A 16,008-nucleotide genomic window follows, 5' to 3' on the forward strand; every position below is an offset into this window, starting at 1 on the left:
AATGTTCTTCATTGTCTTAATCAAGTAGTACAAAACTTTTTGGTATACTGTGACCAGACCTTAGCCATTTTTAACAATCAAAATGTCGTCTTTGCGTGTATTTGCAAAGAGAACTGACACAAATGGATAAAGTCCTGTTTGATACCCTATTAGTAATACATTAAAATTTATACACAGAAACAAATTATGATAAAATATGGTTTATTAATAACTGAGTAAGCCAATTTTAGATCATTTCATTTTATTAAAGGGTTAAAGATGTCCTATGATCCAAACTAACACGAACAAATCATTATAAAAGCAATTCTTTAAGATTTTCACGTACAAGCCGATAACTCGATTTGAATAAATAGAATTCCTGTTAACAAAGAGATTGGGCGTTTTCATAAGCCCTGACAAGAATGAATAAAAGTAAAATGGCTATGACGAACGGGCACTGAATAGAGTGTGTTAACACACCCGAATATCACTATACAAATTAAAGGTCCTTGAACCATGATATTTCATTATCGGACTGCATATTCGCCAAGGCTTTATGTAAAACAGGTAAATTATGAAAAAATATAATGCACATAACAGCTTATTACCTTTCTTGATTGCGCATCAACTTGAGGTCGATAATCATATCAATAGATATAATCTGTGCTTCTCTTATCAATTACATGATGAACATTCAATCACACTATTAATTGAAAAACTGCATGAGCTTGTTAATGCCAAGTCGTATTTACGACAAACATTCAAACTGGATCACCATAAAGTCATTGGACGTATTCATACGAATCTTCCACCCGAAATACATTTTGTAACAACATCCTCAGAGGATCTTGATACAGTTGAGAACACGTTAATTAGAGAACGGCATGATATCAGTAATAACTCATCCATCCGATTAAACATCATCACTATCACAGATAACTCGAGTTATATTGCGTTGTTTAATATTCATCACATCTTAATGGATGCCAACACTCTGGATCACTTTATAAACGATCTTAATCAATTAATTGCAGGCAAATCCATCAAGAAAGACACTCCGGAAGAATATATTGCCAAGTTGGAAAAAGAAGTACCGTTACACACAGAAAGTGACTTTTCAGAGCTGAAAAACTACATTCAATCAGTAAATAGCATTGCTAAAAATATGGATCATTCTGAATACAACCCAAGTCAGAAAGTCTTATATTTTAAAGAACAAATGCCAGGTGGTGTGATGCAAAAATTGGTGAGTGCGAGCAAGCGCTACCATGTGAGTATGTTCAATTTACTCCTGCTGGCCTGGAGTGTGTTTTTTGCAAAGCTGAATAATCAAAAAAACATCCTGGTCAATTACCCCACTAATATACGAAAAGATAAAACCATTCCCGGCTGTTTTATCAATACGCTAATCTTGCCGTTAAGCCTCGCTGAAGAAGAGACCTTTCTATCCTTAACTTATATGTTACGCGACAAAATGCCTTTTTTTAAACACCTGGCATCACTCCAATTAAATAATCAAATTAACCTTGGTCCGATCTCTAATTTTTCCAATTCCAATCTCGCCAAACCTGCGGATCTGATCCTGCAGGAAAGACAGATAATAAGCAAAGGCTATGCACAAATAGCAAACTCAATATTATGTATCAAATATAGAGAATATCAGGACTCGTTGTACTTTAGTGCAGATATACTCTCAGATACACTTCCGGAATGTGTTGCTGCTTCCCTGCTGCCTCGTTATTTTAATTACCTGAATAAATTATTAGATGATCCGAAACAATTCTTATCACAAATTGACCTGACATTCCCTGAAGAAAAAAGACAGGTTTTATATGAATTTAATCAAACTGGGCAACAATTTCCGCAGGATAAAACCCTTGTAGACCTTTTTGAAATGCAGGTACAAAAAACACCTGAAGACATCGCGCTGGTATTTGAAGAAATTAAATTAACCTACGAGCAGCTCAACCGAAAGGCCAATCAACTGGCTCATTACTTGATAAATTGCCATCAGATTAAACCGGATGACCTGATTGCATTATTACTGGATAGAAATGAATTTACTGTGATCTCAATTCTTGCCATATTGAAAGCAGGAGGGGCTTACGTACCTATTGATCTCAGTTATCCTCAAGAACGTATAGAGTATATTCTTGAAGACACTCAAGCAAATATAATAATCCTGAACGAACATCATAGAGACAAAATAAAACCCCAATTGGCTTATCCAGGCTTCGAATCAAAATCTCGTTTTGACAATCTGGAGATCATTGCCATTGATAACTATAGAATTCAACAGGAACTCGAGAAATTCGAAAGTACCAATATCATTACTGCAGATACCAGCACTAACCTTGCTTATGTAATTTATACCAGTGGAACCACTGGAAAACCCAAAGGAGTCATGATCGAGCATAAGAATGTCATTAACACCCTACGAGCGCTCTCGGATGTTTACACACGTGATCATGAACCTACTCCATTAAAAATTACTGCTTTTACTAGTTACGCCTTTGATGTCTCTGTTTCCGAATTTTTTGTCCCACTAATTCAGGGCGATGAACTACATCTTTTAAGTAATACCTTACGACAGGATATTTTATTAACCAGCAAATACATCATTGAACATCAAATCAATTATATTTACCTGCCACCCGTCCTGCTTGCCAATTTACCCAGAATAAAATACCCATCACTGAAAGCAATCATCTATGCTGGGGAGCCGTGCGATAAAGAAACCGCATTGTACTGGTCAAATAAAACAAAATTATATAACTACTATGGGCCCACTGAGGCATCCATCTATGCTACTGGATTGCAGATTAAAGCCGGCGAAGTTCACTTAATTGGAAAACCAATAGTTAATACTACAACTTATGTATTAAATGCAGAACAAATGCCTCAACCGATAGGAGTTATTGGGGAACTTTATATAGGTGGTCAGGGAGTAGCCAAAGGCTATTTGAATCAGAGAGAACTCACTGCTGAACGCTTTATTTCTAACCCTTTTCAATCGGAAGAAGAACAAATTCAGGATGTTAACAGTCGTCTTTATAAAACAGGAGACCTGGTCCGATGGCGTCCTGATGGAAATTTAGAATACATCGGGCGTAATGACTTTCAAGTAAAAATCAGAGGATATCGCATAGAGCTTGGCGAAATTGAAGCAGCTATTAGCAGTTATCCTAATATTCAACAAGCCGTAGTGCTGGTTAAAAATCTGATGGATTCCGAAGACAACCAGACAAATAGCAAATTTTTAGTTGGATACTATGTCACTAATAAAAAAATTGATGAACGTAAAATACAAGAATATCTGGCATTACATTTACCCGATTACATGCAACCCAGCGCCTTGGTACACTTAACCCATTTACCACTTACACCTAATGGAAAACTGGATAGAAAGGCATTGCCCGAGCCTGAATTAACACCAATGAGTCAATACTCCCCCCCAACAAATGATAAAGAATCGCTGGTTTGTGACGCCTTTGCTAAAGTACTCTCATTACGTCAAGTGGGTATCGAAGATGATTTCTTCAAAATTGGCGGTAACTCCATTATCGCCATCAGCCTTGTAGCCAATTTACAATCCAATTTTAATATTAATGTGACGGATGTATTTAATTTAAAAACTCCTAAAAAAATTGCTCGAGACATACCGTTTATTAAGGATAATCTGAAAAAAAATCTGGAAGCCATTCAGGAAGCTTATCGTTCCCAGGCGCAGAGTTCATATTCTTACAATGAAACCAGATTTCAAAACAAACTGGACTCCTATTACTCATCCATACGACAACTGAACGTTGATTTTGAAAAAGCCCCGATAAGCAATATATTGCTTACTGGAGCAACTGGATTTTTAGGATGTAATTTACTCCATACATTATTAACATCTACTAATTACAGTATCTTTTTATTGATACGAGCTGACACGGATGAACACGCATTTGAACGGATAAATAAACAATATAAATTTTATTTTGAGCACCATTTAAATCACTTCCTGAACAAGCGCCTTTTTGTTTACGCCGGCGATCTTGAACAAAAGGATTTAGGGATTTCCCAAGAAACCTATCAAATGCTTATCACACAAATTGACAGTATCATCCATTCCGCAGCGCTTACAAAACACTATGGGGAATACGATACTTTTTATCGGGCGAATGTTCAGGCTACAAGTCATTTGCTGGAATTATCCAAATTAACCAAATTGAAACATTTTCATTATATTTCCACCTCATCTGTTTTAAATGAAGGCTATATTCCAAACTGTGATCATCATATTTTTACAGAAGATGATGACGGGGATAATATGGAAGATCGTTCAAATATTTATGTAAAAACCAAATATGAAGGCGAAAAAATTGTAATGAAATACCGAAAGCATGGGATTCTTGGATCGATTTACCGTGTGGGCAATTTAGCTTTTAATGCCAGTACTCATCGTGGACAGGAAAATATCGAAGAAAATGGATTTTTTACACGGATCAACTGTTTGATTAACTTAAAAATGGTAGCACCAGAAATCAGCATGGAAGAAATCTCTCCAGTGGATTTAACTGCACAGGCAATAATTAAACTTTTTGATATCAATGCATTAAGTAACTCCATATTTCATGTTTTTAATCCCCAAACTTATAATTTAGGTGATATTCTCACTCAGGACAACAGTCTTGATGTTAAGATGGTCACAATTAATCAGTTTATTACTACTATAATGAACCAATTGGAAAATAAAGAATACAACCAATCGCTTGAACTCTTTTTGCTTCACAGGCGATGGTTAAACGAGCAACATCGATATACAACACAGATAAAAATACTTCAGGATAGAACGCAATCGATACTAAAACAGCTCGGTTTTGCATGGGACATGATAACCAATGAAGACGTGCGCAAATACATAAAAAGGGAGGTGGAGCATGTCAAAAGCAAGCATTCTTAAACTACTTGAAATCGTTGCTCCCATTCTGCCAGCGCCTATTTATTGGGAAGATGTGAACAGTGTACTCTTAGGTGGAAACGAAGCCGTTTTCAATGCGACCGGAGCACGTTTTGCTGAAGCCTATGTGGGCAAAACCCTTTTTGAACTGTACCCCAAAGAAATGGCTGCCTATATCAAGCGGCATAATGAAGAAGTCATGAGAACCGGAATGGTTTTATCCCAGGAAGAAGTCATTAAAGATATATCCACTGGAGAAACCAAATATTTTACTGCAATCAAAGCACCCTTGCGCGATGATGATGGAAATATCATCGGTATAGTCGGAACTTCTATTGATATCACGGAACAAAAAAAATTATTGGTAGCACTAAAACAAGCTAAAGAGAAAGCAGAAGCAGCGAACCAGGCCAAGGATGAATTCATACGAAATATGAGTCATGACATTCGTACTCCATTAAGTGGAATTATTGGAATGTCTACTATTTTAGAGCAATCAGTAAGTTCACAAGAAGAGAAAGAGCACGCCCATCTGATCAATATCAGTGGTGAACAATTGCTGGCGATGCTCAACAGTGTATTGGATATTATTGCTACAGGAAGCGAAAAAGAAAACCAGGTTAATCTGTCTGTATTCAACGTAGTCGATTTAATCCAGAATATTGCAGATTTGGAATTACCTACCATTAAATTGAAAAATCTGGATTTAAAAATGACTATTGAACACGATGTCCCTGTGTTCATAGAAACAGATAAAACCAAACTGCATCGAATTTTACTGAATTTACTAGGAAATGCAGTGAAATTCACTGAAAAAGGATTTATTGAAATTGGCGTCAAACTAAAGGAATCTTCTGGTAAAAATACAATTTTGTCGTTTTATATAAAAGACAGTGGTTCTGGAATCAAACATGAAGATAAAGAAAAAATTTTCAAACGCTTTTATCGCGGCACACCCTCTTATGAAGGAATTTATGCCGGTCATGGCGTGGGATTACATATAGTCAAACAATACACTCATATTCTGCATAGCCATATCACAGTAGACTCTACCCCAGGAGTTGGTTCAACGTTTACTCTCAACATACCCGTGGTGTTACCAACCCAGACGCCATCAACCGGGGACAAAACGACAGTTGACATGATTCAATCGGTACCGGCCACTTATACTGCTGATAGTCAGGCACACTTACAAAAAGATAAAGCATGTAATTCAAATAAAAATACTCCGGTAATATTATTGGTAGAAGATAATGCCATCGCACTCAAAATGGCGGAAAATGCGCTGAAACATGCCCATTGTAATTTTCTGTCAGCTACAACTGGGAAAAAAGCACTGGCACTGTTTAAGTCTCATTCATTTGATCTGGTATTAACCGATATTGGACTACCTGATATTTCCGGGACAACTTTAGCAAAATTATGCCGCAGATATGAAAAAAAAATCGGACAAGATCCTGTTCCTATCATTGGATTAACAGCCCATTCTATAGCCGATGCAGAACCAGAAGGATTAAAAGCGGGTATTAACAAAATGCTGACCAAACCTATCAGACAGGATATGCTCACTGCTTTGTTAACTGATTATGTATTAAAGAATAAAGACACATCCTCCGGAACAGTAAATAACTCATCGTTCTATCAACTACTCAATTTTGAGCAACATCCCCTATTGGATATAAACAGCGCTCTTGAACATATAGAAACAAAAGAATCCCTTCCTGAATTATTAAAAATGCTGCTGACTCAAACCGAACAGGATCTTCAGGAAATGGATCAAGCCTGGAAAAAACAAAATTTTACCCATGTACAAAAGATCGCACATAAAATGAAAAGCAGCGCTCTTTATTTCGGAACCATCCGCATGCGATACGCTTGTGAAGCATTGGAAAACTATTTCAAAGATAAAAAACCAGGAATTCCCCAAAAACTGTATGAAGAATTTTATTTAATCAATAAACAAACAATGGAATCAATTGAGAATTGGCTACAATAAACATTCTATTTTTACGCAAGTAGATTAGGACATCTCCTCTGTCACCTACGTGCCCTGTCGCTAATTAACATCCAAGTCGACGTCCAGCGACTTGCCCCTAAGCGCTCCTCACTGTTTATACGTCACCTTCGCGAAAACGATGAGGAAACCTGGCATTTAATTACTCATCTATTTAATAGAAAACCCATCTGGGCAAAATATACGTCCTTCCCGCGAAGGCGGGAATCCATGCATCAAATGAGCACCTGATTGTGTTAACTTAATGGCTTCCCGCTTTCACCACTGCCATTAAGTTAGTAATTTTGTTTCCAAATTAACCTCGAACGGTTCGAGGAGAAACTCTTAACTTAATGGCAGTGCCCCCTTTCGTGAAGATGACACGTTATAAAATATACAAGTTAGGTTTAATTAATATGCATTTTTAAAAAGTGAGGATCTCTCAACGCGTGACAGCAGAAAGTCAGTGAATAGAACCAGACTGGTTTTTAAGATAAGTTAATCCTTCGATTTCAAACTAATATAATATGCAGAGAATAAATCGTTCTTGCTGAAGCAGATTACACTAAGACCATAATGTTTACAAAAACAACTAATTGAATTAAAATTATTCTAATTATGAGTTCAAAAGGCAAATACCTATGACAGACTCTAGAGAGCGCCAAATTGCCCTTGCTGCAGAAAAGGAACAAAGCACGCACGATATGATTGTATCGAATGCGGCAGCATCACTCGCCATTCGTCTTGCACCAAAATACCTTTTTCGTCATCGTAGCGCAAGCTCTTCTACTGCGTCAGCCTCTTCATCTGCTACATCACGCATGTCCCTAAGCGCTGAAGGCAATGCTGCAGCGCAAACGCGTATTAAAAGCGTCAGGGAGCGCTATGAAAAACGTCAAACCACATCGTTCCTCACCGACACCACTAAATCCTGGCTGGCTACAACCCTGAGCCCTCGTTCTCTGAATCCGGAACTGGATCGGGTCACGCTCATGCGTGCCAAGAGTGATTCTGAAATTTCGGAGGAATGGTACCTACCGCTGCCAGAAGTCTATACCATAGTGCTTTCCGCTTTGATAGATACCGATGAACACGTCTGGCCGGTGCCACCAGGAAGTTCACCCAAAATAGAGCGAGCCCTGCGTCTTCAGGAATTCGACCGCATCAACAACGCCCTTGCAACGGCTCACCCACCCATCTGTGCCACAGGGATTCGCCATTCATGGCTTATGGCGCTCAATGGCTATGAAGGCAAACGTCTACCGTTGAATGCAGATGATCTGTTATTCCGAGGATTGTTTGATTTCATGGTTCATAAGGTTCTTGATGAACAGATGGGGATTGATCTTCCTAATGGACGAGACCCGGAAGGAGATGAGCGTCAGGTGTTCAACAGGTATTTCCAGTCCTTGTTTTTGCCATGGATATTCGAAGGCATGCCAAAACCAGTTGAAGAGGCGATTTTAGGCGCTGGTGGGTCTGAAAGCGCACAGAATTGGGTACTTTCGCGCTTTCACGAAATCGAGGCCCTACCCGACAAAGGCATGATGAACACGATTCACGATTATTGCACCATGGAAGGACTTAAAAACATACCTTGCAATTTCACCCCACTTCTTGCCGCCCTGAACCATCCAGCATTATTGAATGCCGCGTTAGGAATGGACACAATTCCTGTAACAGGAATTGAGCATTTAGCCCGTGAATTGCTCGACTGGCTTCGAGGACCCGACTTCCTGCCCGAAGTGTTGGCTGAGACTGATGCGAATGAAGCATTCTCAAGAGTGTATCTGCTTATACGCCTTCTGGACGCCCTTCATCAGTATGAGAAACACAAAAGTCTGCTGAACATAGGTGACATTCCAGCGGAAGATCTTCTTGCCTGGAACGATTCTATATCGTTTCTGGCCAGATGCCTCGAAACTCCAACCCCGTCCCTTCAGGCGCTTCTCTCTGACGTCGGAGCGCTTGAACGCAAATTAAGGACATTTGAACGTGGTTTTGGCATATGGCGAAACACTTCCTTTCACGATTTTATCGGCAATTACTTTGCCAGCTGGTTTGCTGCAACCGGAGATGATGAGATAACCGTGCGCGCGAATCTGTTCACCAAGCTTTGTGAGCTATTTTTTCGGGAAAACGTACGGACACAAAATGCCATACCGGCAATCAGTCTCAGTGACAGTATGCTTATCGAATGGACCGGACGAATAAATGAAGACGGTGTGCTCGAGATTACTCCTTATCAGATAAACCGCATCCTGCTCCATGCGTTGTGCTATTCCAAAGACACCTGGTCAGATGCATTTCAAATGAATCTTCGCATCCTCCTGCAATTCCTGCGCAATCGATTCAATGAGGCGCAGGGCATAGCCGCACAAACGCTTGCGCGCGACTCCTATCCAGATGAACTCCTTAATTATGTCGAGAATAGCGCTAACGGCGTGGCACCAGACACTGTACCGCCACTGCTCTCGCCAGGTACTATTACTTCCGCCACCAGTCTTGATATAGCAAAACTCCTTGCCGCTTCCAAAGATACACCGGAAACCGTTGTTCAGGCTGTCGTTGGACATCCGAATTTCAATCCTGATGCTGTCGATGATGACGGGTTGACGCCTTTTTATCTAGCTGCGGAGCAAAACCACATCCCTCTCGCCGCTGCCCTTCTTGCAAGGGGTGCGGACTACCTCGTACCCTTTAATGGTTATCTTCCGCTCAGCACAGCGCTCCATAATGGTTATCTGTCTTTTGTGCTATGGTTCCTTAACGCCCTGCCTGATGACAAAAGGGCGGAGGCCATGATGATAAAGGACGGATTTGAAAATACTGTACTGCTTGAGGCATCAAGCAACCCGGAATCCCTGAGACTCCTTTTGACCTACCTATCGGAAACCGCAAAGGCAGCGGCCGTGATGATGAAATTTGAGGATCAAAGCACCCTTCTGCACTATGCAGCAAACAACCCGGAATCTCTGAAGCTCCTTCTGGACTGCTTGCCGGAAGTAGCAAGAGCAGAAGTCTTGATGGCGAAGAACAATAATGGTTTGACTGTGCTGCACTATGCGGCAAGTAACCCGGAATCCCTGAAACTTCTTCTGGAATACCTGACGGAAGCTGAACGGGCAGATGCCGTTATGGTGATGAATAGGGGAAGTACTACGTTACTGCATGAGGCATCAAATTATCCGGAGTCTCTGAAACTCCTTCTGCTCTGCATACCTGAATCTGCAAAAGCAGCGACTGTGATGGCCAAAGACAATAATGGTTATACTTCGCTGCACCGGGCGGCAAACAACCCGGAATCTCTGAGACTCCTTCTAACCAATATACCGCAAGGCGAAAGGGCAGCAGCCGTGAAGAAGAAGGACAAGAAAGGCGAAACGGTTATTGATTTGGCGCTAAAAAAACCGGAATTACTAAACCAACTTCTGACCTGCCTGCCAGAGAAAGCTAGAGTAGACATCGTGATGACAAAAAACTGGAAAGGTGAAACCTTGCTGCACCGGGCAACAGCCAATTCAGAATCCCTGAGACTCCTTATTGAGTGCCTGCCTGAGGATAAAAAGGCAGCTGCTGTGATGGATAAGAACAGGGATGGCGAGACCGTGCTGGATTGTGCACTTGATAATCCAAAGTCTCTGAATCTCCTTTGGCCTTACCTGCCAAAGGAAATAACGGCAACACTCTTGATGGAGAAAAAAAGGTCTGGTAATACCGTGCTGCACCTAGCGGCAATCGATCCGGAGTTTCTGAAACTCATTTTGACCGATTTACCAGAGCAAACCAAGGCAGCCCAAATCATGAAGAAGAACTGGAATGGCGAAACAGTGCTGCTCAGAGCTGCAAACAAACCGAAATCACTGAGACTCCTTCTGGCATGCTTTCAGGAAAACGAAAGAGCAGCAGCCCTGATGACAAAGGACAAATATGATTTTACCACACTGCACTATGCGGCGAATAATCCAGAATCCCTGACGCTCATTCTGGCCTGCCTGCCAGAGGAATTAAAATCAACGGCTGTTATGGCTAAAAACAGATATGGCAAAACCGTACTGGACTATGCGGCGAGAAATCCAGAATCCCTGAAAATCCTTCAGGCGTATGCTACGGCAGCCAAAAGCACCGCCGCACCCTCTTCGCCTTCGTTTTTTAGTCACGATCATTCATCACAACCCTCAAGTTCCGAAAAGATGGATATCGATAGCGAGTCATCTCAAAGACCAAAACGCTAATTGTTAGAAGCTGTTGATGCTTATTGTGTAATGGACAAGAGAAGTTAATGATGTATGCTCTGGTGTGAACGTTTTTAATTGAGAACCGATTTACACGGAAAGAGGAAAGGTCTCAATATATATTTATACTTATATACGATACAATAGCGATTAAACAACTCAATTGACCTACTGACATGCAAGCGAATCTCAAGCTTTTGATGGCACAAATCAATCCAACAGTTGGCGCGATTAAGTCCAATGAAAGCAAAATAATTGAAATCATTGAAAACAAACAATCAGAGCATGATTTAATCATTTTTCCTGAACTGTCACTAACGGGCTATCCCCCTGAAGATTTGTTGTTTCGTAAGGATTTTTATCAAGTAATTAGTGAAAGCTTGCAACGCATTCAGGCAGCTACCAAAGACTGCTATGTAATGATTGGTCATCCTGTTCTGGATAACGAGTGCTGTTATAACAGTATGAGCATGTTCCATATGGGACAGAAAATCAGAGAATATCACAAACAAAAATTACCAAATTACCATGTATTTGATGAGGCACGGTATTTTACTCCCGGAATAAAAGATCCGTGCACGTTAACGATAAAAAATCACACTTTAGGAATTTGCATCTGTGAAGATTTATGGCAACCAGGCCCAGTAGAGGATTTAATCGAAGCAGGCGTAGGCACTATAATAAGCTTGAATGCGTCCCCCTTCGATTATCTTAAATATCCTGCCCGAGTAGAATTACTTCGCTCTTTTGCCAAAAAAGGGATCGCAATGATTTATGTGAACCAGATAGGTGGTCAGGATGAATTATTGTTTGATGGTCAATCATTTGCCATGGATAAAACAGGCGCCCTGTGCGCTCGCGCACCCGCTTTTGAAGAAGAGTTATGTACGGTAGAACTCGCACAGGACACAATTAAGGGAAAATTAACTCCCCTTCTCTCAAATGAGGCATTAATTTATAAAGCATTAGTCTGCGGTACAAGAGATTATGTCAGAAAAAACAAATTTCCGGGTGTCCTGCTAGGACTATCAGGAGGTATAGACTCTGCCTTAACTTTAAGCATAGCAGTGGATGCCCTGGGATGTGAACAGGTTCATGCGGTAATGATGCCATCGCGATATACTGCGTCAATGAGTAAAGAGGATGCTTTGCAGCAACTGAATACCCTCAAGGTTTCTCATACAACACTTTCAATTGAACCTGTATTTAACTCCATTCTGTCTGTACTTGATCCAGTTTTTCAAGGATTAGCCGCTGACACGACTGAAGAAAACATACAAGCTAGAATACGTGGGATGTTGCTGATGGCCATGTCCAATAAAAGTGGAAAAATGGTACTTACTACCAGCAATAAAAGTGAATCAGCTGTAGGTTATGCCACATTATATGGGGATATGGCCGGTGGCTTCTCCGTACTGAAAGATGTACTTAAGACGCAGGTGTATGATCTGGCACACTACAGGAACACCATTTCACCAGTTATCCCTGAACGGGTGATTACTCGAGCTCCATCAGCTGAACTAAAGGACAATCAAACAGATCAGGACAGCCTGCCTGAATATGCAATCCTGGATGCAATTATTGTCGCTTATATGGAACAACGATTGAGTGCCAAAGCAATTATCAATAAGGGCTTTAAACCTGAGGAAGTGAATAAAGTCATTAAATTAATAAAGCGCAATGAATACAAACGCCGCCAGGCTGCTCCGGGAATCAAAATCAGCCCAGTGGCATTCGGAAAAGACTGGCGTTATCCAATAACTAATGGTTTTGAATAGTGGCCTGACTTGAGCATGCTCCAGTAACTGACTCTTCTGGAGCAGCATTTTGTTTATGCTCTATAGAATTAACTACAGTACTGAACAATTTCAGGTTGAGTTTACCTGGTAATGGTACCTTCCCTGGACTCAACGCTGTAGTCTCTTCATCTTTACTTGGCTCAGCTAGAACTGGTGGGGCATCTTTTTTTCGTTGCAAACATTTTTCAAGATCAGCGAATAAACGTAAATCTAGTTTTTTACCAGTATTAGGTTGATCTACATCTTTGGGTGGAGGTGGTGGTGGTCTTTTTTCCAAACAGTTCTTCAACTGAGTTTTAAATTCATCCATGCCAATTGATTTTGATGTATTTACATACATTAAATACGATCTCAACGTGTAGATATGCTCTTCTGTTAACGATTTTTGCCCTTCAAGCCAGGTTGCCATTTGAGGGTATTCATCTAAAGTAATAGCCTTATCTTTGCCTAATGAATTGATCCAGCATAGAGAATAATGCCCAGGTTCGCCACGTAGAACAAAAGTAGTCAGGTTCCCTGTTTGTTCCAACTCATCATTACTCATCTCGGTATTGGTTCTAGGGTTTTTGGGATTTACTAAAATCTGAACTCTATCAAGAAACATATCCCTTGCTTTAACACATTCCCTTTTCAATCGCTTCATAATCAATGGATGCAATGTATCCAGATCCTCAGACTGTTTATTATGAAGTATCTCAATCAATTCATCGCCCGGTTCAATACTGTATGCTTTCCCCAATACATCAACCCAATGTAATTTCCAAATGTTTTTTTCCTTATATAGGACAAATTGAATTTTATCATGTGACGATTGAGCAGAACTTGAAGCCAGTTCCAGAGTTTTAGCAATGAGTACATTATCAACTGTTTGTTGAATGCTTTGCTGTGTGTTTTTCAGTTCTTTTTCTTTTGCTTCAATCAATTTACGATTAGCTATGTATTGAGCGATAAAGGAATCGATTTTATCTATAATTAACTCACTGACCCGCTCAATGACCGCTTCGCGGTTTTTATCTGTAAGAGGTTCATATCCAGGAATACTACTAATTAATCCATCAAACAAATAATAATTATAAGAGCCAACATTCCATTTGCCTTTACTGACTAATAATTTAATTTCCTGCAATCGAGTACAGGTATCATGGAATTCTTCCATACTCTTGATCGCCAGGTCGACTTCGGAACCTCTGACTCTGGAGTATTGATAAATGAATCCAAAGAACCAGGATTGAATTGGTTGATTGTATTTTCTTTTGGCTGTTTCACATATTTCAATCAGGTCAGCACGGGCTTGTTCTGATTCTTCCGCGACTCGAGTTAATAGTTTTTCAACGAATAAATCCAAATTATCCAGAATGACTAATCTCTTCTTACCATCCTTGGGAGGCATATAATCTCCTTTTTATGTCCATCTATCATATTACCTCAATAATTTTTTTATACAAGCAACAAAATTCTTAAGCTCAATTCGCTATTAAGTTAAGTTGCTTTTAAAAGCTCAGTCCATACAAAACAAAAAATTCAGCAATGCTCAAGGTAAAGCACCACAGAAGGCTTGCAAATTTAAAGTAAATCGCTAACATGGTTTAGTTAAAAAATAATAACAAAGGGATGTCATGAGAATTTCACTACTTTCAGCGGCTTTATTAGCCACTGGCATTGCTTCAGCAGCAACACCAGTTGACGGTTGGTATACCAGCGTATTCGGTGGTTATACCTATATACCTGCCAATATCGACAACTATACCAGTATTTTTGTATATCGAGACCGTACCGGGTATAAGAGTGGTTATAACGCCGGCGGACGCATCGGATTTCAAAGTAATCCATTACGTTATGAAGCCGAATATACTTATCTTAGAGGCAATCTGAAGCATTTTAGTATCAATCATATCGATCAGCTTGGCGTATCAGGCTATTCATCAGCCAACTTGTTAATGGCCAATATCTATTATGATTTTCCTGAAATGTTACCAGCGATTTCTCCTTATTTAGGTTTAGGTATTGGTTATGCCTATCTTCAAGCGAATCTTTCCAGCTTAGGTCCTTTTGCGCCAACCTTTTTCTCTGTTAGTGACAGCGTTTTTGCCTATCAGGGAACAGCAGGGATTACTTATAATTTTGCGGAAAATTATGCCGTGAACCTAGCATACCGCTATGTAGCAACTGATACGCCGAGTGGATTCGGAAAAGTCTTCCAGGCGCATATCGCCAATGTTGGGGCAATTTATCGTTTTGATCAGGTTAATTATAAGTAAGGATTTTTAATGAAGCAGCTAATTCAACTGGGTTTGTTATCGAACCTGCTAATCAGCAGTTCAGCCTTTGCAGTAAATCCGGAACAAGGGTTTTATTTGGGCTTACTGGGCGAAATGAGTTCCGGTCCTGCGAATCATGAAATTGCATTTGTAGAGCCGCCTGATCCGACGATTTGGGTGGGTAGAGTAGATAATAGCAGAATTGGAGGCGGTGGTGGCGCTATGCTGGGTTACCGCTACCATCAATTCAGGGTTGAAGGTGAATTTCTTTATAACTGGAATGGATCGGGTTCTGTAGATATTGGCGATTGCACTCTGCTCAGTCCAATTGTTCAGACCCCCACAGGTATTTGTCCTCAGGATCATTTTCAGGCGAATAATCTCGCGTTTAATGGCAGTGTTGCAACCATGTACGGTTTGGCTAACCTATTTTGGGATTTTATAAACTATGATAGCGACAATCAGAGTGTATTCCCCTACGTAGGATTAGGTGTTGGTTACGCGCGTGTTACAAGCAGAGGAAATTTCATTCGAAACTATTACGAACTGGATAGTACCTCTCACGGTTCAAGCAGAACATTCACTAGTGGCGCCGCTCAAGGTATTCTTGGTTTAGGTCTCTTTATGGATGATTTCACCTGGGCCGGGATGGACTATCGCTATCTCACGACCAATACTTTGAAAAACTACGGAAACGAGCGGTATGTAATTAACTCGCTCAACTTTACCGTCAGTTTATCTTTCGATAAAAGCGGTACTTAGGCTCGTTCAAGATGGACCCAAAATGATCGTTCCCTGA

The 16,008-nt window shown here is 40.3% G+C and carries 7 protein-coding genes; 6 read left to right on the top strand and 1 reads right to left on the bottom strand.

Annotated elements, in window-relative coordinates; all coding sequences use genetic code 11:
- The first annotated feature begins 553 nt into the window (after window positions 1-553).
- From IZU94_RS08845 to IZU94_RS08860, 4 genes are all read left to right on the top strand, one after another.
- Window positions 554-4,927, top strand: a complete 4,374-nt coding sequence (locus IZU94_RS08845) for a non-ribosomal peptide synthetase (RefSeq protein WP_203109940.1) — start codon at window positions 554-556, stop codon at window positions 4,925-4,927.
- On the top strand, window positions 4,905-6,920 hold the full coding sequence (locus IZU94_RS08850) for an ATP-binding protein (RefSeq protein WP_203109941.1): 2,016 nt from the start codon (window positions 4,905-4,907) through the stop codon (window positions 6,918-6,920). Before IZU94_RS08845 ends, IZU94_RS08850 begins: the two co-directional genes overlap by 23 nt.
- 638 nt (window positions 6,921-7,558) lie before the next feature.
- Window positions 7,559-11,152, top strand: a complete 3,594-nt coding sequence (locus tag IZU94_RS08855; protein ID WP_203109942.1) for an ankyrin repeat domain-containing protein — start codon at window positions 7,559-7,561, stop codon at window positions 11,150-11,152.
- Between the two features lie 176 nt (window positions 11,153-11,328).
- Entirely contained in the window at window positions 11,329-12,930 is a 1,602-nt protein-coding gene (locus IZU94_RS08860) for an NAD+ synthase (RefSeq protein WP_203109943.1), read from the top strand.
- On the opposite strand, the gene IZU94_RS08865 is transcribed toward IZU94_RS08860, so the two are convergent.
- Complete coding sequence (locus IZU94_RS08865; protein WP_203109944.1) at window positions 12,914-14,341, bottom strand: hypothetical protein; 1,428 nt, start codon at window positions 14,339-14,341, stop codon at window positions 12,914-12,916. The two genes, IZU94_RS08860 and IZU94_RS08865, sit on opposite strands and share 17 nt — an antisense overlap.
- A gap of 226 nt (window positions 14,342-14,567) precedes the next feature.
- Here IZU94_RS08865 and IZU94_RS08870 point away from each other — a divergent pair, with 226 nt between their 5' ends.
- Together IZU94_RS08870 and IZU94_RS08875 are read left to right on the top strand one after the other, a co-directional pair.
- Window positions 14,568-15,209: an outer membrane protein gene (locus tag IZU94_RS08870; protein WP_203109946.1), complete on the top strand. Its 642-nt coding sequence runs from the start codon at window positions 14,568-14,570 to the stop codon at window positions 15,207-15,209.
- Window positions 15,210-15,218: 9 nt separating this feature from the next.
- Entirely contained in the window at window positions 15,219-15,971 is a 753-nt protein-coding gene (locus IZU94_RS08875) for an outer membrane beta-barrel protein (protein WP_203109947.1), read from the top strand.
- The last annotated feature ends 37 nt before the right edge of the window (window positions 15,972-16,008 follow it).

The sequence above is a fragment of the Legionella bononiensis genome, from assembly GCF_016786215.1.
Lineage (GTDB): Bacteria > Pseudomonadota > Gammaproteobacteria > Legionellales > Legionellaceae > Legionella > Legionella bononiensis.

What these genes read in the sequence shown, in the direction of transcription:
- IZU94_RS08860 (WP_203109943.1), top strand. Translation starts at nt 11,329, where the DNA reads ATGCAAGCGAATCTCAAGCTTTTGATGGCACAAATCAATCCAACAGTT.
- IZU94_RS08855 (WP_203109942.1), top strand. Translation starts at nt 7,559, where the DNA reads ATGACAGACTCTAGAGAGCGCCAAATTGCCCTTGCTGCAGAAAAGGAA.
- IZU94_RS08870 (WP_203109946.1), top strand. Translation starts at nt 14,568, where the DNA reads ATGAGAATTTCACTACTTTCAGCGGCTTTATTAGCCACTGGCATTGCT.
- IZU94_RS08850 (WP_203109941.1), top strand. Translation starts at nt 4,905, where the DNA reads ATGTCAAAAGCAAGCATTCTTAAACTACTTGAAATCGTTGCTCCCATT.
- IZU94_RS08875 (WP_203109947.1), top strand. Translation starts at nt 15,219, where the DNA reads ATGAAGCAGCTAATTCAACTGGGTTTGTTATCGAACCTGCTAATCAGC.
- IZU94_RS08845 (WP_203109940.1), top strand. Translation starts at nt 554, where the DNA reads ATGAAAAAATATAATGCACATAACAGCTTATTACCTTTCTTGATTGCG.
- IZU94_RS08865 (WP_203109944.1), bottom strand. Translation starts at nt 14,341, where the DNA reads ATGCCTCCCAAGGATGGTAAGAAGAGATTAGTCATTCTGGATAATTTG.